Here is a 21,788-nt window from a genome sequence, read left to right as displayed (position 1 = left end):
ATGTGATTAGAGAACAACGCACAATACTAGCAATAGAAATCAAAATAAGCGAACTATATCATTCCAGGTTGCTAGCACCATGATACCAACGATCATTAATAAACCAGCCATCATGATAACCGACTGCATACGCTCACTCAATTTTTTCCCTATCAGTGTCTCGATCAGAATGATGAATATACGTCCACCATCTAAAATGGGAATCGGAATCAAATTGACAATACCTACATTTACTGATAATAAAGCAATTAAGGCTAAGGTTGATAATAAACCATCCTGTGTTGTCTGTGCCGTAATCTGGAAGATTCCGACCGGACCACTCAGATTATTTAAACCGACGCCACGAACAAGCTTTCCCAAGGAATCCATAATACTGGTAACAGAGCTAACCATCCGCTGCGTTCCATATGGAATAGCTTCCCAGAAAGAAATTTCTTTAGCGGCACTTTGCGGATAGCCAATACCTAAAATATATAAGTTTTCATCTTTATGAAAGGCGGCTGTTCCTTGTAGGGTTACCTGCTTTCCATCCCGTAGGACGGTATAGGTAATTTCTCCTGGATAATATTGCAAAAACTCCATGATTTCACGTGTAGAATCAGGTGTTAATGTTTCCTTTTTACTTTTGTTTTCTAAACGGATGATTTCATCCCCTACGTGAAAACCGGCTTTCTGTGCAGGTGAATTTTCTACAACACTTGCCACGATTGGCTTTGGCGGTACACTTACACTACCCTGACATGCAGTGATACCGATAAAGATCAGCCATGCCAACAAAACATTCATAAAGGCTCCGGCAGCCATCACGATGACCTGTTTCCAAGGCTTAATTCCATTTAAGGTTCGCTCAAAAGGAATATCTAATTCATCTTTTTCATCACTTTCTTCATCTTCTCCAGCCATGGCCACAAACCCACCGATAGGCAAAGCACGAATAGACCAAGCAGTTTCTCCTTTCTGCTTCTGCCACAGCAAAGGACCCATACCAATCGAAAATTCTTTACAATATACACCAAACTTCTTAGCCGCTAGCAAATGTCCAAACTCATGAACAATGACAATTGCGCCTAGAATTAATACAAACCACAATAAATTTACAATACCACTCATTCCATAGCCCCTTTCCACATATCTTTTACAAACCGTCTGGCGGCTGCATCACTTTCTATAATATCTTGCAATGTTGGTTCAGCAATAAAACGTACACCTTCCACTGCCTTAATTACGGATGTTTCAATATCCAAAAAGGCAATTTTCTTATTTAAGAAAAGACGAACGGCCTCTTCATCTGCAGCATTCATAATAGCACCAAGATTCCCACCTTTTTTGCCTACTTCAAATGCCAATTTTAATAAAGGATATCGTTCCATGCTTGCCGGTTCAAAATGCAAGGTAGCAAATTTGCCAAAATCGAATGGTTCATCATTATACATCTTCAAACGTTGCGGATAAGAAAGGGCATATTGAATTGGCAGACGCATATCCGCTGTTCCTATTTGCGCAATAATTGCATGATCCTGAAACTGAACCATTGAATGAATGGCACTTTCGCGATGAATGAGTACATCGATTTTTTCATAAGGGATATCAAACAAATAATGTGCTTCTATCACTTCAAAGCCTTTATTCATCATGGTAGCAGAATCAATCGTGATTCTTCCACCCATATTCCAGTTTGGATGATGCAAAGCTGCTTCTACACTGACGTCTTGCAACTGCTCACGCGTCAGATCACGGAAACTGCCTCCACTAGCAGTGATGATCAACTTATCAATACTATCATGTGTATTGCCTTGTAAACATTGGAAAATGGCAGAATGTTCTGAGTCAATCGGATATAGAGGAACCTGATGTTTCGCTAATGCCGCTTTCACTAGCGGTCCTCCTGCTACCAAGCTTTCTTTATTCGCCAATGCGATAACCTTATGATTTGCGATTGCTGTTAAAGCCGGCAACAATCCACGAAAACCAACTACAGCATCCACAAAAATATCATATTCTGCTAAACCGGCTAACGCTTGCAGACCTTCATCGCCGCTGTACCATTGTTTATCTGGATATTCTAGTCGTAAGACTTCTTTTACTTGTTCATCTGCTACACAAACATGTTGAATCGATGGTATCTTCGCTAACAGCATTTTTAATTTCTCGATATTTTTACCGACGCTTACCGCCACAATGGAAAATTCATCCTTGTGATGCAATACGACATCTATCGTTTGGGAACCAATGGAACCACTTGCTCCTAATAAAACAATTCTCTTCATAATGTTAACACCACCAGTATTAAGTCAAAACAAATAAAATTAAAGACCAAGGAATCTACTCTATCTAATACACCGCCATGCCCTGGTAACAAATCAGAAAAATCCTTAATCCCAAAATTACGCTTGATCGCGCTGAAAGCTAAATCACCGATTTGTCCGGTAATCGTCAATATCAAACTCGCTGCTAAGATTTGTGGCAAAGTCATCGTATCAATTAAAAAGTATGCGAGGGCAAAAGATAAGGCAGCCCCCAATAACCATCCCCCAAAGGCACCTTCCCAAGTCTTTTTAGGAGAGATACGAGGGTTCATTTTATGCTTCCCTAAAAATCTACCACAGAAATATGCACCGGTATCACAGCCATAAGTGGCGACAATGATATACCAGACATATAACGGGTTGCGATCGTATATATGCAAAAAACCTCTAGCAATTATAAAGAAAAAAGTTATATAGGCGATACATAAAAATCCATCTTTCGCATGAAAGCGTTCAGTAAAAACAGGAAGGGATAAAAAGCAAAGGACAAAGATTCCTAACAAAGGAAATAATAAGGCATCTTTTTTGATAAACGTTAATGCAAATACACAGGCGATTGCCAAAGGTTTTATCAGCAAGGGCCATGTTTCGTCCTTCTGCTCACGTAGTGCCATCAATTCCAAACCACCCGCAACAATGATAAATGATAATAAGGCATATAATAATACACCACCAAACACCAAAGGAGGAATGACACAAGCGATGATAAGAAAAGCTGTTATGATTCGCGTTTTCATACTCATAAACCTCCAAAGCGGCGATTGCGATGTGTATATTCATCAATCGCTTCTACTAGACAGTCACGGTCAAAATCCGGCCACGTAACTGGTGTGAAAATCAATTCGGCATAAGCTAGTTGCCATAACAGAAAATTAGATATGCGAAGTTCCCCACTTGTACGAATCATTAGATCAAGTTCTGGCATACCTTCACTCATCATATAATGACCAAACGCTTCTTCATCAATTGCGGCATCAGCTATACCACGTACTACATCAGCCGCATAACGTTGTGCCGCCAAGGTGATTTCTCTTCTTCCGCCATAATTTACGGCAAGACATAAAATAAGTCCGGTATTATCTTTTGTTTGTTCCACTGCCGTAGTAATAACAGAACGTGTCTCGTTAGGAAAACGCTCAATTTCACCTAAAAAGGTAACGCGAATATTGTTTTTCTTTAACTCTGCTAAATAGCGTTGAAAGAAAAGTTTAGGCAGTTTGCAAAGATATTCTACTTCACTCTCTGGACGTTTCCAATTTTCTGTAGAAAATGCATAGCAAGTTAATGCTTTTACCCCTAACTCATTACATGCTATCGCGATTTTTCTTATATTCTCCGCCCCCTGCTTATGGCCAGCAGTTCGCGGTAACCCTCTTTTTTTCGCCCATCGGCCGTTTCCGTCCATGATGATGGCAATATGCTGCGGGATGATTCTTCCTTCCATGTCCAGCAACCTCCTATAACTACATTGTATAATTTAACTCTGATATTATATCATAAAAGATAGAAACATTGTATCTATGCGCAGCATTTCATCTAAAAAAGTGTCGAAAACTGCATCTTTTCTTTCAATCTGCAAACAGTCATAAACGGATAATTTCGGATTATTTAATTGTCGCGTTTTCTTATTAAATCACTGAACTTCAAATAATCACAATGTTTGTTTACACTTATACATGAAAAAAAGGAAAGCTATCCGCTCTCCCCTTCGTTACAATTAAACCTTCATAATTTCTTTTTCTTTTTCACTGACTTCTTTTTCAATTTTCTTAGCAAATTCATCTGTTAATCTCTGTACTTTTTCCTGCATTCTCTTCGCATCATCTTCTGTTAATTCTTTATCTTTTTTGACTGCATCATTCGCTTCACGACGTACATTACGAACAGCAATCTTTGCTTCTTCTCCCATCTTATCTGCTTCTTTTGATAGTTGTTTACGACGTTCTTCAGTCAATGCTGGCACATTCAAACGAATGACCTCACCATCACTTTGAGGCACCAATCCGGTGTCACTTGTCGCAATTGCACGTTCAATATCTTTTAAAGTAGAACGATCATAAGGTTTGATCATTAATTGACGTCCTTCTACGACCTTAATACTAGCAACCTGATTGATAGGTGTTTCACTTCCATAATATTCAAAATGTACATGTTCTAACAAAGATGCGTTTGCTACTCCTGTGCGAATCGTTTTTAAATTTTCGTCAAGCTTCTCTACTGCTTTCTCCATTTTGTGTTTCGTTACATCTAACAGTTCCATAGTTTCGTGTCCTTTCTTTTTATCTATGATCTTTTGAAATTACTGTACCCGTAATGTCTCCACGAACAGCTTTCAAAATATTTCCGCTTTCATTCATATTAAATACTACCAGATCAATATCATTATCCATACACATACTGGTAGCTGTAGTATCCATGACCTGCAATCCTTCCTGAATCAGATCCATATAAGTTAAAGCATCATATTTAACAGCCTCAGGATGTGTTTTAGGATCCGCATTGTATACTCCATCTACACCGTTTTTGGCCATCAAAATGACATCAGCACCGATTTCACTGGCACGCAATGCAGCCGTTGTATCGGTAGAAAAATAAGGGTTTCCTGTACCTGCGCCAAAAATTACGATGCGGCCTTTTTCCAAGTGACGTAATGCACGACGCACAATAAATGGTTCTGCCACTTTTTGCATCTCAATAGCCGTTTGCACACGCGTAGGCACGCCTTCTTGTTCCAACGCACTCTGAACAGCCAATGCATTTATGACCGTCGCAAGCATTCCCATATAATCCGCCTGTACACGCTCAATTCCCATCGTTTCTGCCATTTTACCGCGAATGAAGTTTCCACCGCCAACAACAATGGCTAAATCCACACCAAGCTCATGAATTTCTTTCAATTCTTTTGCCAACGCTTTTAAAATTTGTGGATCAAATGAATTACCAGGTGAAGATAAAGCCTCACCGCTTAATTTCAATAATACTCTTTTGTACATGTCTACTTCCACCTTTACTTTTGTCGTTTTTTTAACTCTCCACTGTATATTATAAAGAAAAGATTTACAAAAAGGAAGAGCTATTCTCCTTTTTTTCATTTTTCTTTGGATACTTACAGACAAGACTATCATCTTACTGAATAAACTGAAAACCAATCCTCATTTGCGAGCACAGTAAGATCCAACTATATTCCATATCTATGGTAATTGTGTCTACATATCGTCATTCTTTTTTAAGGATATCCCCTTAAAAAAAGAGAAGTCCAATGACCTCTCCCTATCGTTAATTATCCACCAAATGCCTGGCTCATTACTTCTTCAGCAAAATTATCCTGGCGTTTTTCAATACCTTCACCAACTGCATAACGTACGAAGCTTACAACGTCACAGCCATTTTCTTTCAGGTACTGTGCAACCTTCATGTTTGGATCCAAGAAGAATTCCTGTTCTACCAAGCACAGATCTTTCAAGTTCTTGCTGATCTTACCTTCAATGATACCAGCCAATACTTTTTCTGGTTTGTTAGCCAATTTTTCATCGTTTTTAACGATTTCAGTCTGTACTTTTCTTTCATGTTCTACAACTTCTGCAGGCATTTCATCACGGTTTACATACTGTGGAGCCATACTTGCAATCTGCATAGCGATGTTTTTAGCAACAGCTTCATCAGCTTTACCCTTTAAGGTAACAAGTGCAGAAATCTTTCCGCCCATGTGCATATAGCAACCGAAGAATTCATCATCTGCTTTTTCAACTACTGCGATACGACGTAAAGAAATCTTTTCACCAATCGTAGCTGTTGCTGTCGTTACAGCATCCGCAACAGTGCCTTCACTTGCAGCACATGCTAAAGCAGCATCTAAATCAGTAGGTTTGTTTTCAATTAACACACCCTGGATTTCATCCAACAGACCTAAGAACTTTTCATTCTTAGCAACAAAGTCTGTTTCAGAGTTTACTTCAAATACAACACCGGTATTTCCATTGACAGCTGCACGAGTCAAACCTTCCGCAGCGATGCGGTCATTTTTCTTAGCAGCCTTAGCAATACCTTTTTCACGCAGCCAGTCGATAGATTTTTCCATATCTCCATCACACGCTGTCAATGCTTTTTTACAATCCATCATACCTGCGCCTGTTCTTTCACGCAGTTCTTTTACCATTGATGCAGTAATCATTTTTTCATTTCCTCCTTTTCGTGATTATTCAGCAGTATTAGTTTCTGCTGGTTTTGCTTCTGTTGCAGGTTTTGCTTCAGTAGCTGGTTTTACGTTTTCACGTTTCTGATAAGGAGCTCTGCCTCCACGTCCACCATTGCGGTTACGATCGAAATTGTTACGACGGTTACGACGTTCTTCATTTCTCTGACGACGACGTCTTTCATTTTCAGCAATCTGCTCTTCAACATTGATGATAACATCTTTCATTGTTACATCTTCTTCGTTTTCATCAACACTGTGTGCTACGCTTAACAATCCGCCTTTTGCTTCTACGATTGCATCTGCCATCAATGTTGTGATCAATTTTACAGAACGGATAGCATCATCATTTGATGCGATTGGGTAATCTACCATTTCTGGATCACAGTTAGTATCTACCATAGCGAATACAGGGATACCTAATTTCTTAGCTTCTGCAACAGCATTGTGTTCTTCCTTAGGATCGATAACAAACAATGCGTTAGGCAGTTTCTTCATTTCCTTGATACCACCTAAGAAGTTTTCCAAACGTGCTTTCTGTTTCTTAACCTGTGCGATTTCTTTCTTAGGATACAGATCTAAAGTTCCGTTTGCTTCCATTTCTTCGATTTCTACTAAACGTTTTACACGTTTCTGGATTGTACGATAGTTTGTTAATAAACCACCTAACCATCTCTGGTTTACGAAGAAACTTCCAGAACGTAATGCTTCTTCTACAACTACAGCCTGTGCCTGTTTCTTTGTACCTACAAATAATACCTTACCGCCTTTTTCAGCGATTTCTCTCATTGCAGCATACGCAGTGTCCAGCTGTTCTAATGTTTTTTCTAAGTTGATGATGTATACACCATTTCTGCTTGCGTAGATGTTTGGTTTCATTTTTGGATTCCATCTACGTGTCTGATGACCAAAATGTACACCAGATTCCAATAATTTTCTCATTGATACTACTGACATGAAAATATCCTCACTTTCCGTTTTTATCCTCCATCACTTCAAACTGCAGCAACTTATCATTGACGCTTACTTAACGCATCTAAAGCACGGGCTGCGGAATCCATGATGTGTGTTGTATGCGAACTTCGTCGCACCGTTGTTTATTATAACATAGAAAAGCCCTAATTCAAGGGCTTTTTTTATTTTTTTACAGAAATTGGCGCCATTGTTTGCTTCACCATTCATAAATATGATCTTACTATGTGTTTTCTTTGCCGGCACGAGGATGTGCATGTTCATATGCACTTTTTAAGCGATCCTGTGTCACATGGACATAGATTTGTGTCGTAGATAAGGAAGCATGTCCCAACAATTCTTGCACAACACGCAAATCAGCTCCATTATCCAATAAGTGTGTGGCAAAGCTATGACGAAACATATGCGGATGAATATGCAGATGCAGATGGCACTTTTTAGCAGCCAATTCCATGCGATATTGCACACCGCGACTTGTTAATGGCTTGCCCTTCTGATTCACAAAGACATATTCATGTTGCAACGTATTCACCCATTTTGGGCGTACATGTTCAATATAATCAACGAGACGTTCTTTTGCCAGATCATAGAAAGGAACCAAGCGTTGTTTATCTCCTTTGCCAACGATATGTAAGATATTATCATGGAAATCAATATCGGATAAGCGTAGATTTACTGCCTCACTGACACGCAAGCCACTGGCATACATCAATTCAAATAATGCACGATCACGAACATCTACCGCTTCATGCAAATCAAACGATGCTAGAAATAATGCAATTTCATCATAAAATAGAAATTCCGGGATCCTGCGTGTTTGCTTGGGTGCTTTGAAATATAAGAACGGATTGTTTTGCACCCCAACATACTCATTCAAGTAACGATAATAGGAACGCAATGAACTTAGCTTACGGGCAACCGTGGCATTTTTCATCGTTCCCTGTCGGCCATCTCGCTCACGCAGATGACTCACATAATTCATCACGATGATGCGATCTACATCATCTAAGCTCATGATATTCTCACTTTTTAGAAAATCCAGAAATTCTGTAATATCACGCTGATACGCATCCTTGGTATGTGCACTCCCGCTATTGACCGTATCTAAATAGTCTAAAAACCGCGTCAGATAAGATTCCATCAGTCAAACAATTCCCGATAGCTGTCAATAACTGCCAATGCTTGTTTGCCAAAGGCTTCTTTACGATCTTTTTTCTTCACCTTGGCTTCTAGCTGCATGATGCCAAAATTCGCATTCATCGGTTGGAAATACTTTGCGGATGCATGCGTAATATAATTGACCATAGAGCCAATTACGCAGGTGCTTGGCAAGGTAACAACTGCCTTTCCTCTGATCAGATTTGCCATGTTTAAGCCCGCCAACAATCCACTGGCAGCACTTTCTACATAGCCCTCCACGCCAGTCAATTGCCCGGCAAAAAACAAATCATCCCGCGTTATATGCTGATAGGTAGGACGCAACACCTTTGGGGCACACAAATATGAATTGCGATGCATGACACCATAACGCACGATGGACACGTGTTCCAATCCCGGTATCATGGATAAGATACGTTTTTGTTCGCCCCATTTTAAATGTGTTTGAAAACCAACGACATTATACAAGCTGGCAATCGCGTTATCCTGTCGTAACTGGACCACTGCATAAGGCAAACTACCATCCGGCTTTTCTAAACCGACAGGCTTCATCGGTCCAAAAAGCAACGTTTTCTCGCCACGGCGTGCCATTTCTTCAAACGGCATACAACCTTCAAAGAAGGTTTTATCAAAATCATGCAGTTCCGCTGTTTCCGCATGTAATAAAGCATCATAAAAAGCGTCAAATTCTTCTTTGTTCATCGGACAATTAATATAGGCAGCTTCTCCTTTATCATAACGTGATTTTACATAAGCCTTGGAAAAATCAATGGATTCTTTTTCAATGATAGGAGCTGCCGCATCATAGAAATGGAAATAATCCTCATGGGTCATTTCCTGAATTGCCTTACTTAGAGCATCACTTGTCAATGGTCCACTGGCAATAATCACCGGACCTTCAGGAATCTTCGTTATCTCTTCACGAACAACCTCCACCAAAGGGTGTTCACTTAAAATTTTAGTGATTGTTTCGCTGAAAGAGGTACGATCCACGGCCAAGGCACTACCAGCCGGTACACGGTGAGCATCCGCTGCCTTCATGATCAATGAATCCAAATGCCGCATTTCTTCTTTTAAAATACCAACTGCATTTTGTAAAGAATCACTGCGCAAAGAGTTTGAGCAAACAAGTTCTGCAAACTGATCACTGTGATGGGCATCACTGGATTTTAACGGACGCATCTCTACTAATTTCACAGGGATCCCACGTTTGATCAACTGCCAGCAGGCTTCACAGCCCGCCAATCCGGCACCGATTATGGTTACTTGTTTCATTCTGCTTCCACCTCTGTCGCTTTCTTCTTAACTGTTTTTTTCACGACTTTTTTAGCCGTTTTCTTTGGTGCTGCCTTTTTCTTGTCAGTTGTTTCCTCATCACTCTTTTTCTTTTTTGGCTCTTTTTTGATATACCGGCATTTAGGATAATTGCTGCAGCCGATGAAGGTTGTGCCAAAGCGTGATTTACGCTGTACAAGTTCATGACCACATTCCGGACACATTTCACCGGTTGGTACAGGTTCCTCCTTTGGCTTATTGCTTTTAATATATTTACAATCCGGGTAATTGCTACATGCCAAGAAAGAACCATAGCGTCCTTTCTTCATGACCATCTTACTACCACATTTTGGACAGACTTCTTCACTTTCGGTATTTTCCTCTTCATTTTCACTTTTCGTGTAACGACAAGTAGGAAAATTAATACAGGATACAAATTTCCCATAACGTCCGATACGATACACCAATTCGCTGCCACATTCCGGACAAGTTTCACCGGTACGTTCCAGCTCCTTTTTCTCCATATGCTCATAAGCATTTTCCAGTAATGGTTCAAATTCATTATAGAATGTTCGCACTTCTTCGATGTTGTTACGTTTTCCTGCTGCGATTTCATCTAAGTGATGTTCCATGCCTGCCGTATACGAAACATTGATGATGTCCTTGAAGAATTCTTGCAATTTGGCATCCGTCAATTCCCCTTGTTCACTAGGGATAAAGACTTTGGTCTTACTGCCTTCACTTGGGCGTTCTAATGATACATAACCTCTAGCTTGCAATGTATCAATAATAATAGCATACGTTGAAGGACGACCTATGCCCTTTTCTTCCATTTCTTTGATCAAGCGAGCTTCACTATAACGTAAAGGTGGTTCTGTGAAATGCTGCTTGCCTTCCAATTCCACATCCTTTAATTGTTCCTGTTCTTGCAATGGTGGCAACATCTCATCTTTTACTGTTTCATAATCGTGATATACTTTCAAATAACCATCAAATGTCAGAATCGAACCATTGGCACTAAACTCACAGCCATTTGAAACAATTTGCGCATTCACGACATCACTTTTGCTCGGTGCCATTAAAGAAGCCAGCGTTCGTGCATAAATCAGCTTATACAATTTGTACTGATCATTTGTTAAATATGGTTTCACTTTTTCCGGTGTATTGAAAACACTGGTAGGACGAATAGCCTCATGCGCATCCTGTGCATTTTCATTATTTTTCTGGCGTGCACGACCTTTATACTCCTTACCATAAACTTCTTCAATATATGATTCAGCATCTTTCACGAACACGTCTGATAAACGCGTAGAATCTGTACGCATATAAGAGATAAGACCTTCACTCACCCCATCTGCTAAGGGCAGACCTTCATAAAGCTTTTGGGCAATCTGCATCGTCTTTTTTGCTCCGAAATTTAACTTTGTGCTGGCCTCCTGTTGTAACGTCGAAGTGATAAAAGGCATTCTTGCTTCTTTTTTACGAACCTTTTTTTCAATAGCGGACACAACAAAAGCAGCACAGCGTTCAATGATAGCATCTACATCTGCCTGTGTTTTTAATTCTGCCTTTTTGCCATCCACTTTATTCAGACTGGCACTGAATTGTTTGCCATTTTTTTCGATATTTGCTGCTAACGTCCAATATTCTTCGCTCTTAAAAGCGCGAATTTCATTTTCGCGTTCAACGATCAAACGCAAAGCAACAGACTGTACTCGTCCTGCTGACTTTGATTTTATTTTACTTTGTAATAACTTTGATAACTTAAAACCGATGATCCGATCCAGCATGCGTCTTGTTTCCTGACTTTTCACCAAATCCTGATCAATCGTACGGGGATGTTGAAATGCTTCTGTTACAGCATTTTTCGTAATTTCATGAAAGATGATACGATTTTCTTCTTCCATATCTAGTTCTAATACATTTGCCAAATGCCAAGCAATTGCCTCACCCTCACGGTCAGGGTCACTTGCTAGAAAGACATGTTCACTTTTTTTGGCAAGATCTTTTAATTCTTTTACGACTGCACGTTTATCAGAGCTTATCTTATACGTAGGTTCAAAGTCATGCTCCACATCAATGCCTAAGCCACCTTTACCTGTTGTCGCAAGATCACGTATATGTCCCTTGGAAGAAACGACATGATAGTCGCCACCAAGATATTTTTCTATGGTTTTCGATTTGGAAGGGGATTCCACGATTACTAAATTTTTCATTTTTAGCCTCCTAGCCTAAACTACACGTCTTTTATTATTTGTTTTTTTTTAGCATTTGTCAAACATTTTATGCTAAATCATGCGAATATCTTGTTCATCTACTAAAATCATTGCACCTTGTGCAATTAACGTATTGCTTCCTTTTCCTTCTCGTTGATCCATCGGATGTGGTACACAATAAATTGGTATATCCAGCGAAAGCGCCTCATTAACAGTTAGCATTGTGCCACTTCGCATCCCTGCTTCCACAACGATAACAGCATCACTCAAGGCCGCAATTAAGCGATTGCGCCAAGGAAAATGATAGGGCTTTGGCGGTGTATGGGGTGGATATTCACTTAGGACCAATTGCTTTTTGGCCATGATTTGTTGAATATCGGCATTAACTTTCGGATAATACACATCCAATCCACACCCCATTATACCGATTGTATGCTGAGCAAGAGCTTCGCGATGTGCAATGCCATCGATTCCCTTGGCAAGCCCGCTCACAATGCAATAGCGCAATGCTAAGATTTTGGTGATTTGTGCGCACATCTTACTTCCATAAGCGGTTGGCTGACGGCTGCCTATGACAGCCACACTTCGCTGTTCACATAAAGCAAGATTACCTTCATAAAACAAAATCCACGGTGGACATTGCAGCCTTCTAAATTTGCAAGGATATGTAGGATCGACAATTGTAACATAGGTACATGAACATGCTGGTAAATTCCATGCTTTATTTTCCTTAATGGCTTCGCGCATCTTATACCAATCCCCTTTATACTGTATCGCATAAGCTAAAATTTGTTCTCGATATTGCATCATTTGAACCTCCTTACTTTTATATACGACACAGATAGGTCTTTTTCGTAAAAGTGCTTTATTTTATCAAATAATATAAAAAGAGCCCTATTTTCATAAGGCTCCCATGCAACATAGTTTATAAGATTGCTGTACGTTCTTCATAAGAATCAGCACGCAACATTAGCAACATGCTTATCAATAACAACAAGATAGCAATTACATTAAACAACAAAGCGCTAGTATGCAGATGTTCAACAAATTCGGCCATGATCTTCATGCATGCTCCAGCTATACCGAAGATGTGTCCGGCATGCAGTTCAAATCGTATGGATACATGTTTTTTCGCATATTGCTTGCGTTGTAGCAAATATACAGCAACAACAAGTGATATACAGACAACATCACTCAAAAGCTGATAAGATTTCCCAAACGCGTAGCTTTGTGGGTACAAAACATACAAGAGCTGAAAGATTGTTGCTATCCAAAAGCTACACGCTATGGCAATTCCCGTTTTGCGATATTTCATGTCCTCTTCCTCAGGACAAATTAATTTTTCTTTTTCAAATCTGGCAGAAAGTCTTTTTCTGCATCGTCAATCAGAATTTCACGAGCACTTGTCAACAATGAGGCCATATTCTGTAATTCACTAGGTACAACGATCTTCGTAGCCTTGCCATCTGCCATTTTTTCATAGGTTTCCAAGCCTTTTAAGCTTAAATATTCCTTGGTTGGATTCGCTGTCTTGATCATTTCAATACCACGTGCCTGTGCCTCATAAATACGTTCCATTGCCTGTGCCTGACCTTCTGCTTCAGCAATCATCGCTTCTTTCTTAGCTGTTGCGCGTAAAATGACTGCTTCTTTTTCACCTTCAGCTGTTAAAATAGCACTTTTCTTTTCACCTTCCGCACGTAAGATGGACTCACGACGTTCACGTTCTGCACGCATCTGTTTTTCCATCGCTTCTTGGATATCGCGCGGTGGGATGATATTTTTTACTTCCACTCGGTTGACTTTAATTCCCCAAGGATCGGTTGCTTCATCCAAAATTGAACGCATTTTCGTATTGATGATATCACGTGATGTCAAAGTTTCATCCAATTCAAGATCACCAATGATATTACGTAATGTTGTAGCAGTTAAATTTTCAATAGCCGTAATTGGTCCGACAACTCCATAAGTATAAAGTTTAGGATCGGTAATCTGAAAATAAACAACCGTATCAATTTGCATTGTTACATTATCCTTTGTGATAACCGGCTGTGGAGCAAAATCTTTCACAACCTCTTTTAACGTTACCTTATTAGCTACACGATCAACAAAAGGTACTAAAAAATGTACACCGGTATTCCAAGTTGTATGATATGCACCTAAACGTTCAATTACAAAAGCCTTTGCTTGTGGAACAATACGCACCAAATAGGCAAACAGCCCAATGACAATCAATGCCACTACTACTAAAATAATAATTGTAAAAATATTCATCATTTACCCTTCTTTCTTTTTTATGTTAAACCGCTTTACGAACAAGCAGTTTAGCACCTTCGATTGCAATTACTTTCACTCTTGCAGCTTTTTCAATTGGTGTACCATCTACACTTATGGCATGCCATAAGGAGCCATTCACCTTTACTTCTCCCCATTCATCTGCCATGATCGGTTTTACCACAACACCAAATTCACCAATGCAGCGATCCGCATTTGTGGCAATTGTATTCCCACGTAAATAACGGGATGCAATTGGTCTTACCACAAGCATACTGACAATAGAAACAATAGCAAAGCCGGCTATTTGTACCCATATAGGAAGATTTAACAGACTAAGCAAAACAGCAATGATACCGCCAACGGCGAACCAGATAGAAACCAAGGCTGTCGGTGTGATTAATTCTACTACCAGTGCCGCAATACTGATGCCAATCCAGATTACTACCATGTTTTCTTCACCCCTCATTCTTGTTGATCAGGTCTTTTAAATCTGCTATCAACATATTTTCTTTTTCATCAAAGCGAGCATTGACTTTTAAACCATCCATCTTCTGATGCGTCAGTAATGCGATTTCCTCCATGATTGCCTTGTTTGTGATTCGGGCATAACCTTTACCCAGTGATATTTTATGCAATTGATCCATTTCTACTAAATGCAAATCTATTTCGCGCTTACTTACCGGACGTATTCCCAATTGACTGTTTTCCGCATCAATACCAATCATGCACCATCGCACATCTTCAAAGTAACCGGCTGCGCTACTATTCAGCGTGATATTACTGGGATATAACGTCAAAATCAGCGTATATACATTACCTTTGACCCATGTAAACATCCTGACACCACCTTTCTTATTCATATTATATTATTTTTCTTATTTTTTTGCAACCACTATTCTTACTTTTCTTATTTTTCTTATAATACAAACAATTTACTCACAGTGTTCTCAAAACTTCTCATCCTAGGTGATGTTCTAATGCAATCGTCTAATGCGATTCTATGCTAATCTTAGTAAAAAAGAAGCAGGCACATACTGCTTCCTTATCTGCTAAAGATCAAATACCAATTGTTGCATAGCCGCAACCGGACCATAACTTTTTCGATAGATATCGTTAATCACTCCATAAGTATGCATTGCCTCAAGATGCCCTTTCGTAGGATATCCTTTATGCTTTGCAAAACCATATTGTGGATACTGTTTATCATACGCGCACATAATACAATCCCTTGTGACTTTTGCCAAAATACTGGCAGCCGCAATACTAACACTTTTCTGATCTCCCTTTACTAAAGATATGACATCCAATGACGCATTGGGCAAGGGCATGGCATCTGTCAAAACACCATCAGCATCATGAAAGCTGTTCGATAATTCCAGCATCGCCAACTGTGTTGCTCGATAAATATTTTGTTCATCGATTATTTGAGGAGAAACAATCTTAATATGATATTCACTAGCCAATTGAATGATTTCTTGAAACAAGGCCTTGCGTTTCTTCTCACTGAGTTTTTTTGAATCATAAATACTTTCATGCGAAAAACCAACAGGAAAGCTGACTGCTGCTACAACCAATGGTCCAGCAATAGGACCACGTCCAGCTTCATCAATACCAATGATTTTCTTTTTACCTTCTTTCCACCAAGCTATTTCATAAGCATTCTCACACTGCATCCGGAACCTCCCAGCTAATTGGACCAAGCTTATCATCACGCAATTCACGCAAAAACGTTTCAATGGTGCGCTTTTCATCGATTTCATGATTACGCATGTAGCCACGCTTTTGCGCAATTCGATTTAACATTTCATAAGGGTCTGAGCACAATGCGATATCATAACGTTTCGTTAATGCTTGCGCATGATGCTGCAACAGATAGCGCATAGCCCAAGCTGCAATTTCCTCTAAAGGCAATATTTCATCTCGGATAGCACCGGTGATGGCCAACAAGATACCAACACGTTCATCTTCAAACTTCGGCCATAAAACACCTGGTGTATCTAATAATTCCAAATCTTTATTGATTTTTGACCATTGCAGTGATTTCGTAACACCCGGGCGATCTCCGGTAACAGCAATTTTTTTCTTTGAAATCTTATTGATAAATGTAGATTTTCCTACATTGGGAACACCAACCACCATAGCACGCATCGCACGCGGTTTCATGCCCCTTCGTATCATACGCTCAATTTTCGCCTGCATCAGTGTCTGTACAGCTTTTACGATCTTTGGCGTAATATTTTCAGTTATGATATCCAAAGCTAAGACCATTGTGGACGCATTGCTCAAAGTCTGAATCCATGCCTTTGTAATAGCCGCGTCAGCCTTATCTTTTTTAGAAAGAATGATGAGTCTTGGCTTTTGCTGAATCAATTCTTCAATCATCGGATTCTTGGAAGCATTAGGAATACGGGCATCTCTTAATTCAATAACCAAATCCACCATCTTCATCTTATCTTGCATTTCACGTTTTGCTTTGGTCATATGACCCGGAAACCATTGTATTCTTATCTTATCATTTTCCATAATTTACATACCTCGCTTGTTCAAAAGGATAATAGACAAACATGCCTTTCGCAAGTATTTGACTTCGCTTAAAAGGCCCCACACTCTCTGAGCGTGAATCCAAAGAATTAACGCGGTTATCACCAACCAGCAAATATTCATCTGCTTTTAATGTATGCTTAGGATAATCTGTTGTAAACATACCTTTTTCTTTCTCAATACGTTTTCTATACGTGTTGTCTAAAAAGGGTTCTTTAACCTCTAAATCATTGATAAACAGTTTGTTACCTTTATATTCTACAGTTTCATTGGGCAAACCGATAACACGCTTCACCCATAAATCATCATCAGATGCATGTTTTACTACAACGATATCAAACCGTTTGATATCGCTTAAATAAGATGCTGCAACATTGATAAAAACCTGTTCCCCATCCTTTAAGGTCGGATACATAGATTCCCCCACGATTGTCTTACCTCGCAACACAAAGGTAAACATCAATAAGACGATCAGCATACAGACGGCAAACATTCTCACAGTATCTATAACTTGATAAAATCTATCCCATTTTGTTTTTTTCTTTTGCATGAACTCACCTACTTTGGTATATGTATCTTATGAAAAGGGAAAATGACCAACGCATCCTTTCCTTTGATCTGGCTGCGTTTAAAAGGTCCAAAGTCACGCGAATCACGTGAATTGATCCGATTGTCTCCCATTAGCCAATACTCATCTTCCTGTAAACACACTTCGGTAAAATCTTCCGTAAATGCATCGACAGTATCACGTATGGCATTTGCCCATTCATTATCTAAATACGGCTCATCTAATGCCTTATCATTCACATATACTTTATCATCTTTACAAGATATGCGATCCCCCGGTAAACCAATTACGCGTTTAATGATCATGCGATGCATCTGCTTATTCTCATAAGCTATAACGATATCCCCACGCTCTATTTCTTGAAATTTTGCACTGAACGCATTGCTTAGCGCAAAGTCGCCTTCTTCAATCGTAGGAAACATGCTTTGTCCACTGACGTGAATTGGTCTTACAGCAAAATTAATGGTAAGGTATACAAGCACGAAGCATGCCAAAAAAATCTTCAATAACGATAGAAGATTACTGCCGATAACTCTTCCCAGAGTCTCGTCACGTTCTTGTCTGTGTTTGCTGTTCACAGATTTGTGCATTGCGACTCCTCCACAATCTATAAAAGAAAAAGCCGGAACATATCCCGACTTTTCTCATTCTTAACGAATTTCTTTAATACGAGCAGCTTTACCTGAACGTCCGCGAAGATAATATAATTTATTTCTTCTAACCTTACCGTGACGGACAACTTCAATCTTCTCAACAATTGGAGAGTGGATTGGGAAAGTTCTTTCTACCCCAATCTGGTTAGAAATCTTACGAACTGTAAATGTTTCAGCGATTCCTCCACCCTGACGTGCGATTACCAGACCTTCAAAAACCTGGATACGTGATTTGTCGCCTTCTTTAATCTTAACGTGTACACGAACGGTACTACCAGATTTAAAGAAAGGGATGTCTTTCTTCAATTGAGATTTTGTTACTTCATTAACTAACTGTAAATTCATACTCTCGGCGCTCCTTTTCTACAATATATTTACGTTGGGCTCATAAACAATTAAGACGTCCAGCGGAACCTCGTTTGCCAATAGGCTTATTGATTATAGCACACTTTCGTTTCTCTTGTAAATAGGAATTTGTAAAATTTTACAGTCATTCATGAAGACACTGCTCTTTGGAAAGTTCGGGTTCTTTCCCTTATAATCATACCATTTTTCATGCCCATCTGAAAAGAAATTACATAAATTTCGCAAATTCTTTATATTTCTTAAGATTTATCATTTTTTGTATGCAAATCTTCCTTTGCTTCTTTTCGCACTTCTTCCATCAATTCTTGTTCTTCTTTAGTAAAAACACGTGTAGCCAACAAATCCGGACGGCGCTCCAGCGTTTTCTTTAAAGACTGTTTTAGCCGCCAGCGTCGGATATTCGCATGATGGCCACTCAGCAATACCTCTGGCACCCGCTGCCCTTCAAATTCAATCGGACGCGTATATTGTGGATATTCTAAAAGACCATTTTCAAAAGAATCATCCGCATGACTATCTTCTAAAATCACACCATCCAGCAAGCGAATGATGGCATCGCTCATCACCATTGCTGCAGGTTCACCACCTGTTAAGACAAAATCCCCTAAAGAAAGTTCTAAATCGACATACGAGCGAATGCGTTCATCAAAACCCTCATAATGTCCACAAAGAAAAATCAAATGATCATATGTTTTCACAAAATGATGTGCTGTTGCTTGCGTAAAAGTCTCTCCTTGCGGTGATAACATCACCACATAGGAAGATGGCGTACGAATATCCTTCAGGCAATCAGCAATCGGCTGACAAGATAAAACCATTCCCTGTCCACCACCACATGGGGTATCATCAACATGGTTATGCTTATCTTTCGTATAAGCGCGAAAATCAATCGTTTCAAAGGTAACCAATTCACGTTCAATTGCCCGTTTAATGATAGAGGTTGTAACAAAACTGTCAAAAAATTCAGGAAACAATGTCATGACTGTAATCTTCATAATAACCCATCCATCAGCTTAATCACAATGCATTTCTCTTCACGCTTAAATTCCTGCACAAATGCTTTTACATATGGAACTAAAAATTCGCGTTCTTCATTGCGAACACGCAAGATGGCATTGGCACTAGTTTCTAACACCTCGATTACATCTCCTAAATATCTTCCCTCTTCATCCAATACTTGACAATCTTGTAATTCAAAGAAATACGCCTCATCTTCTTCTAATGCATGCAGTTGTTCCTCGCTGATAGAAAGAAGACTGCCTTTCCATGCCTCAACCTGATTGATATCATCATATCCTGCAAACTTCACAATCAACAACTGTTTCGCCCATTTTGCATACTCCACGCAGACATCAAGAAGCTGTTGCTGATATTGAATATGAATATGTTTTCCTTTCGCAAAACGGATATCGACAAAATCCGTTGTAGGTTTCACTTTAACTTCGCCACGTAAACCATGTGTATTTACCAGTATTCCTATGTTGATTTCGTTCATATGATCCTCCTGAAAAAAGGATGCTTTCCTGCATCCTAATAAGATTCGAATTTAATTGTAACTCGTTTATCTTCTTTTCTTGATGCCACAGACATCATCTGACGAATTGAAGATGCCATGCTACCGCGTCTTCCGATCAATCTGGCTACATCTTCACTGTTTGCATATACATACAATAAGATTTCATTTTCATCCAATGTATCCATTTTCTTCACAGAAACACTCGCTTTATCTTCAACCATCGGTGTTACAAGATCCAATAACACTTTTTCGTAATCAATCATACTTACTTAGCGTTTTTTTCTTCGTGCAGACGTTTCATGATGCCCTGTTTAGACAGAATGTTACGTACTGTATCAGAAGGCTGTGCTCCATCTTTCAGCCATTTTACAGCTAATTCTTCATTTACTGTGATAGATGCTGGATTGGTTGTTGGATTGTAAGTACCGATTGTTTCAATGATACGTCCATCTCTAGGTGAACGAGAGTCAGCAGCTACTATTCTGTAGAAAGGTTTTCTTTTAGAACCCATTCTTTTTAATCTTAATTTTACCATGTATTTTTCCTCCTATATTGCGTTATGCTTGTTTATTGTACCATATTTTTATAAGGTGTCAAGTATTTTTCCTTTACACCTTTTATTTTTTATACATGTTTCATTCGTTCAACAATAAAATATTGCTTTTAGCCAAAAAGCTATATCCTGGATTGGTATTTATAAGATTCGCATAGCATCTTCTTCCCCTTCCATAAACGCAAGACAGCTTTCCATTGAGTGATAGACCATATCGCGATTAGAATCATCTGTCAGAAATGCCATATGTGGAGATAAGATTACATTAGGATAACTATTTAAAAGCAACATTTCTCGTGAAGGCAACACTCTTCCCTTTTGTTTTTGATAATAAATACCTGTTTCCCCTTCTACCACATCGAAAGCAGCTCCTTGAATCTTACCCTTTTCAATGCCTTTTATCAGAGCTTCATTATCAATCAAAGCGCCTCGCGCCGTATTAATCAAAATCACACCATCTTTCATCATAGCGATACGTTCTTGATTAATGATATGATAAGTTTCCTCATGCAATGGCAGATGCAGTGTGATGATGTCACTTTTTTTCAACAAAGTTGCTAAATCGCAAAACTGCGCATACGGAAGTAGTTCTGGTTTTATATGTCGATTATAAGCCAAAATATCACATTCAAAACCTGCCAAATGACGTATCAGCGTCGTGCCGATATTGCCGCAACCGATGACCCCTACTATCTTCCCCTTTAAATTTCTGCCTTGTACAGATTCAAAGGAATAATCTTGCAATTCCGTGCTCTTCATAATAAGTTTCATTTTTCTAAGCGTCATCAGAATCAGCATAATTGTATAATCGGCAACACTTTCCGGGGCATAATTGGCATTCCCTATTCCCATACCTACTTTTTTAGCAGCTGCCAAATCAATATGATCATAACCTATCGTACGTGTTGAAATGAAACGCACACCCTTACGATGAAAGGATTCAATAAGGGCCGCATCACAAGGTGTCGATAAGATGCTGATACATGGATAACCACATGCCAAATGAGCATTTTCTAAGGTTGGACGTTTACTGCATGCAGCATACGCAATTCCATATCGTTTTGCACATTCTTCAAAATATACACGTTCTTCTTCTCGAAAACCATAAACAAACACTTTCATGAGACATCCTCCTTATAAGAAAGAGGCTGTAACGAAATAGACTGAATTGACAAGTCTATGAGGTTACACCTCT

Annotated in this window: 26 protein-coding genes; all 26 read right to left on the bottom strand. The window is 39.3% G+C overall.

From position 1 onward, the window contains the following. Positions 1-39: 39 nt before the first annotated feature. The gene (gene rseP, locus AC1VS3_RS03110; protein WP_008688639.1) at positions 40-1,110 is read right to left on the bottom strand and encodes an RIP metalloprotease RseP; all 1,071 of its coding nucleotides are present in this window, start codon (positions 1,108-1,110) and stop codon (positions 40-42) included. After that, on the bottom strand, positions 1,107-2,267 hold the full coding sequence (gene dxr, locus AC1VS3_RS03105; protein ID WP_008688640.1) for a 1-deoxy-D-xylulose-5-phosphate reductoisomerase: 1,161 nt from the start codon (positions 2,265-2,267) through the stop codon (positions 1,107-1,109). The genes rseP and dxr overlap by 4 nt, the downstream gene beginning before the upstream one ends. Beyond that, positions 2,264-3,043, bottom strand: coding sequence for a phosphatidate cytidylyltransferase (locus AC1VS3_RS03100; RefSeq protein WP_008688641.1), 780 nt, complete (start codon positions 3,041-3,043; stop codon positions 2,264-2,266). The genes dxr and AC1VS3_RS03100 overlap by 4 nt, the downstream gene beginning before the upstream one ends. Positions 3,044-3,045: 2 nt before the next feature. Next, on the bottom strand, positions 3,046-3,750 hold the full coding sequence (locus AC1VS3_RS03095) for an isoprenyl transferase (protein WP_008688642.1): 705 nt from the start codon (positions 3,748-3,750) through the stop codon (positions 3,046-3,048). Positions 3,751-4,023: 273 nt separating this feature from the next. After that, a complete protein-coding gene (gene frr / locus AC1VS3_RS03090; RefSeq protein ID WP_008688643.1) occupies positions 4,024-4,566 on the bottom strand; it encodes a ribosome recycling factor in 543 nt (180 codons plus the stop codon). 19 nt (positions 4,567-4,585) lie between these two features. Beyond that, positions 4,586-5,299, bottom strand: a complete 714-nt coding sequence (gene pyrH / locus AC1VS3_RS03085; protein WP_008688644.1) for a UMP kinase — start codon at positions 5,297-5,299, stop codon at positions 4,586-4,588. A gap of 287 nt (positions 5,300-5,586) precedes the next feature. Next, positions 5,587-6,477, bottom strand: a complete 891-nt coding sequence (gene tsf / locus AC1VS3_RS03080) for a translation elongation factor Ts (RefSeq protein WP_008688645.1) — start codon at positions 6,475-6,477, stop codon at positions 5,587-5,589. A gap of 24 nt (positions 6,478-6,501) precedes the next feature. Then, positions 6,502-7,455 carry a 30S ribosomal protein S2 gene (gene rpsB, locus AC1VS3_RS03075; protein ID WP_008688646.1) on the bottom strand — a complete coding sequence of 318 codons (954 nt, stop codon included), beginning with the start codon at positions 7,453-7,455 and terminating at the stop codon, positions 6,502-6,504. Between the two features lie 238 nt (positions 7,456-7,693). Then, entirely contained in the window at positions 7,694-8,611 is a 918-nt protein-coding gene (gene xerA, locus AC1VS3_RS03070) for a site-specific tyrosine recombinase/integron integrase (protein WP_008688647.1), read from the bottom strand. Further along, a complete protein-coding gene (trmFO, locus tag AC1VS3_RS03065; RefSeq protein WP_008688649.1) occupies positions 8,611-9,903 on the bottom strand; it encodes a methylenetetrahydrofolate--tRNA-(uracil(54)-C(5))-methyltransferase (FADH(2)-oxidizing) TrmFO in 1,293 nt (430 codons plus the stop codon). Before trmFO ends, xerA begins: the two co-directional genes overlap by 1 nt. Further along, positions 9,900-12,119, bottom strand: a complete 2,220-nt coding sequence (gene topA, locus AC1VS3_RS03060) for a type I DNA topoisomerase (RefSeq protein ID WP_008688650.1) — start codon at positions 12,117-12,119, stop codon at positions 9,900-9,902. The genes trmFO and topA overlap by 4 nt, the downstream gene beginning before the upstream one ends. Before the next feature lie 72 nt (positions 12,120-12,191). Next, positions 12,192-12,929 carry a DNA-processing protein DprA gene (dprA, locus tag AC1VS3_RS03055; protein WP_008688652.1) on the bottom strand — a complete coding sequence of 246 codons (738 nt, stop codon included), beginning with the start codon at positions 12,927-12,929 and terminating at the stop codon, positions 12,192-12,194. A 115-nt stretch (positions 12,930-13,044) separates the two neighbouring features. Next, entirely contained in the window at positions 13,045-13,434 is a 390-nt protein-coding gene (locus AC1VS3_RS03050) for a hypothetical protein (RefSeq protein ID WP_008688654.1), read from the bottom strand. 20 nt (positions 13,435-13,454) lie between these two features. Then, a complete protein-coding gene (locus AC1VS3_RS03045; RefSeq protein WP_008688657.1) occupies positions 13,455-14,393 on the bottom strand; it encodes an SPFH domain-containing protein in 939 nt (312 codons plus the stop codon). Positions 14,394-14,418: 25 nt separating this feature from the next. Continuing rightward, positions 14,419-14,844: an NfeD family protein gene (locus AC1VS3_RS03040; RefSeq protein WP_008688659.1), complete on the bottom strand. Its 426-nt coding sequence runs from the start codon at positions 14,842-14,844 to the stop codon at positions 14,419-14,421. A 7-nt stretch (positions 14,845-14,851) separates the two neighbouring features. After that, entirely contained in the window at positions 14,852-15,232 is a 381-nt protein-coding gene (locus AC1VS3_RS03035) for a hypothetical protein (RefSeq protein ID WP_008688660.1), read from the bottom strand. 213 nt (positions 15,233-15,445) lie between these two features. Beyond that, the gene (locus tag AC1VS3_RS03030) at positions 15,446-16,069 is read right to left on the bottom strand and encodes a ribonuclease HII (RefSeq protein ID WP_008688661.1); all 624 of its coding nucleotides are present in this window, start codon (positions 16,067-16,069) and stop codon (positions 15,446-15,448) included. Next, positions 16,059-16,919 carry a ribosome biogenesis GTPase YlqF gene (ylqF, locus tag AC1VS3_RS03025; protein WP_008688662.1) on the bottom strand — a complete coding sequence of 287 codons (861 nt, stop codon included), beginning with the start codon at positions 16,917-16,919 and terminating at the stop codon, positions 16,059-16,061. The genes AC1VS3_RS03030 and ylqF overlap by 11 nt, the downstream gene beginning before the upstream one ends. Further along, on the bottom strand, positions 16,909-17,487 hold the full coding sequence (gene lepB / locus AC1VS3_RS03020) for a signal peptidase I (protein WP_481275514.1): 579 nt from the start codon (positions 17,485-17,487) through the stop codon (positions 16,909-16,911). Before lepB (AC1VS3_RS03020) ends, ylqF begins: the two co-directional genes overlap by 11 nt. A gap of 8 nt (positions 17,488-17,495) precedes the next feature. Then, positions 17,496-18,095 carry a signal peptidase I gene (gene lepB / locus AC1VS3_RS03015; RefSeq protein ID WP_008688664.1) on the bottom strand — a complete coding sequence of 200 codons (600 nt, stop codon included), beginning with the start codon at positions 18,093-18,095 and terminating at the stop codon, positions 17,496-17,498. A 60-nt stretch (positions 18,096-18,155) separates the two neighbouring features. After that, a complete protein-coding gene (rplS, locus tag AC1VS3_RS03010; RefSeq protein ID WP_008688665.1) occupies positions 18,156-18,503 on the bottom strand; it encodes a 50S ribosomal protein L19 in 348 nt (115 codons plus the stop codon). A gap of 260 nt (positions 18,504-18,763) precedes the next feature. After that, entirely contained in the window at positions 18,764-19,519 is a 756-nt protein-coding gene (trmD, locus tag AC1VS3_RS03005) for a tRNA (guanosine(37)-N1)-methyltransferase TrmD (protein WP_008688668.1), read from the bottom strand. After that, the gene (gene rimM, locus AC1VS3_RS03000; protein WP_008688670.1) at positions 19,516-20,019 is read right to left on the bottom strand and encodes a ribosome maturation factor RimM; all 504 of its coding nucleotides are present in this window, start codon (positions 20,017-20,019) and stop codon (positions 19,516-19,518) included. Before rimM ends, trmD begins: the two co-directional genes overlap by 4 nt. Before the next feature lie 35 nt (positions 20,020-20,054). Continuing rightward, on the bottom strand, positions 20,055-20,303 hold the full coding sequence (locus AC1VS3_RS02995) for a KH domain-containing protein (RefSeq protein ID WP_008688671.1): 249 nt from the start codon (positions 20,301-20,303) through the stop codon (positions 20,055-20,057). A 2-nt stretch (positions 20,304-20,305) separates the two neighbouring features. Further along, positions 20,306-20,575 (bottom strand): 30S ribosomal protein S16, encoded by a 270-nt coding sequence (gene rpsP / locus AC1VS3_RS02990; protein WP_008688673.1) that lies wholly within the window; start codon positions 20,573-20,575, stop codon positions 20,306-20,308. Positions 20,576-20,734: 159 nt separating this feature from the next. Next, a complete protein-coding gene (locus AC1VS3_RS02985; protein ID WP_017144644.1) occupies positions 20,735-21,715 on the bottom strand; it encodes a D-isomer specific 2-hydroxyacid dehydrogenase family protein in 981 nt (326 codons plus the stop codon). Between the last annotated feature and the right edge of the window lie 73 nt (positions 21,716-21,788).

It is taken from the genome of Longicatena sp., from assembly GCF_982403165.1.
The sequence above is the reverse complement of the archived record's forward strand: the minus strand, read 5'-3'. Positions and strand labels throughout refer to the sequence as shown.

Coding starts and splice junctions, on each gene's coding strand:
- rimM (WP_008688670.1), bottom strand. CDS start 20,019: ATGAACGAAATCAACATAGGAATACTGGTAAATACACATGGTTTACGT.
- AC1VS3_RS03030 (WP_008688661.1), bottom strand. CDS start 16,069: ATGCAGTGTGAGAATGCTTATGAAATAGCTTGGTGGAAAGAAGGTAAA.
- AC1VS3_RS03050 (WP_008688654.1), bottom strand. CDS start 13,434: ATGAAATATCGCAAAACGGGAATTGCCATAGCGTGTAGCTTTTGGATA.
- rplS (WP_008688665.1), bottom strand. CDS start 18,503: ATGAATTTACAGTTAGTTAATGAAGTAACAAAATCTCAATTGAAGAAA.
- ylqF (WP_008688662.1), bottom strand. CDS start 16,919: ATGGAAAATGATAAGATAAGAATACAATGGTTTCCGGGTCATATGACC.
- AC1VS3_RS02995 (WP_008688671.1), bottom strand. CDS start 20,303: ATGATTGATTACGAAAAAGTGTTATTGGATCTTGTAACACCGATGGTT.
- trmD (WP_008688668.1), bottom strand. CDS start 19,519: ATGAAGATTACAGTCATGACATTGTTTCCTGAATTTTTTGACAGTTTT.
- xerA (WP_008688647.1), bottom strand. CDS start 8,611: ATGGAATCTTATCTGACGCGGTTTTTAGACTATTTAGATACGGTCAAT.
- frr (WP_008688643.1), bottom strand. CDS start 4,566: ATGGAACTGTTAGATGTAACGAAACACAAAATGGAGAAAGCAGTAGAG.
- trmFO (WP_008688649.1), bottom strand. CDS start 9,903: ATGAAACAAGTAACCATAATCGGTGCCGGATTGGCGGGCTGTGAAGCC.
- dprA (WP_008688652.1), bottom strand. CDS start 12,929: ATGATGCAATATCGAGAACAAATTTTAGCTTATGCGATACAGTATAAA.
- dxr (WP_008688640.1), bottom strand. CDS start 2,267: ATGAAGAGAATTGTTTTATTAGGAGCAAGTGGTTCCATTGGTTCCCAA.
- topA (WP_008688650.1), bottom strand. CDS start 12,119: ATGAAAAATTTAGTAATCGTGGAATCCCCTTCCAAATCGAAAACCATA.
- rpsP (WP_008688673.1), bottom strand. CDS start 20,575: ATGGTAAAATTAAGATTAAAAAGAATGGGTTCTAAAAGAAAACCTTTC.
- rpsB (WP_008688646.1), bottom strand. CDS start 7,455: ATGTCAGTAGTATCAATGAGAAAATTATTGGAATCTGGTGTACATTTT.
- pyrH (WP_008688644.1), bottom strand. CDS start 5,299: ATGTACAAAAGAGTATTATTGAAATTAAGCGGTGAGGCTTTATCTTCA.
- lepB (WP_008688664.1), bottom strand. CDS start 18,095: ATGCACAAATCTGTGAACAGCAAACACAGACAAGAACGTGACGAGACT.
- AC1VS3_RS03045 (WP_008688657.1), bottom strand. CDS start 14,393: ATGAATATTTTTACAATTATTATTTTAGTAGTAGTGGCATTGATTGTC.
- AC1VS3_RS03100 (WP_008688641.1), bottom strand. CDS start 3,043: ATGAAAACGCGAATCATAACAGCTTTTCTTATCATCGCTTGTGTCATT.
- AC1VS3_RS02985 (WP_017144644.1), bottom strand. CDS start 21,715: ATGAAAGTGTTTGTTTATGGTTTTCGAGAAGAAGAACGTGTATATTTT.
- AC1VS3_RS03095 (WP_008688642.1), bottom strand. CDS start 3,750: ATGGAAGGAAGAATCATCCCGCAGCATATTGCCATCATCATGGACGGA.
- AC1VS3_RS03035 (WP_008688660.1), bottom strand. CDS start 15,232: ATGTTTACATGGGTCAAAGGTAATGTATATACGCTGATTTTGACGTTA.
- lepB (WP_481275514.1), bottom strand. CDS start 17,487: ATGCAAAAGAAAAAAACAAAATGGGATAGATTTTATCAAGTTATAGAT.
- rseP (WP_008688639.1), bottom strand. CDS start 1,110: ATGAGTGGTATTGTAAATTTATTGTGGTTTGTATTAATTCTAGGCGCA.
- tsf (WP_008688645.1), bottom strand. CDS start 6,477: ATGATTACTGCATCAATGGTAAAAGAACTGCGTGAAAGAACAGGCGCA.
- AC1VS3_RS03040 (WP_008688659.1), bottom strand. CDS start 14,844: ATGGTAGTAATCTGGATTGGCATCAGTATTGCGGCACTGGTAGTAGAA.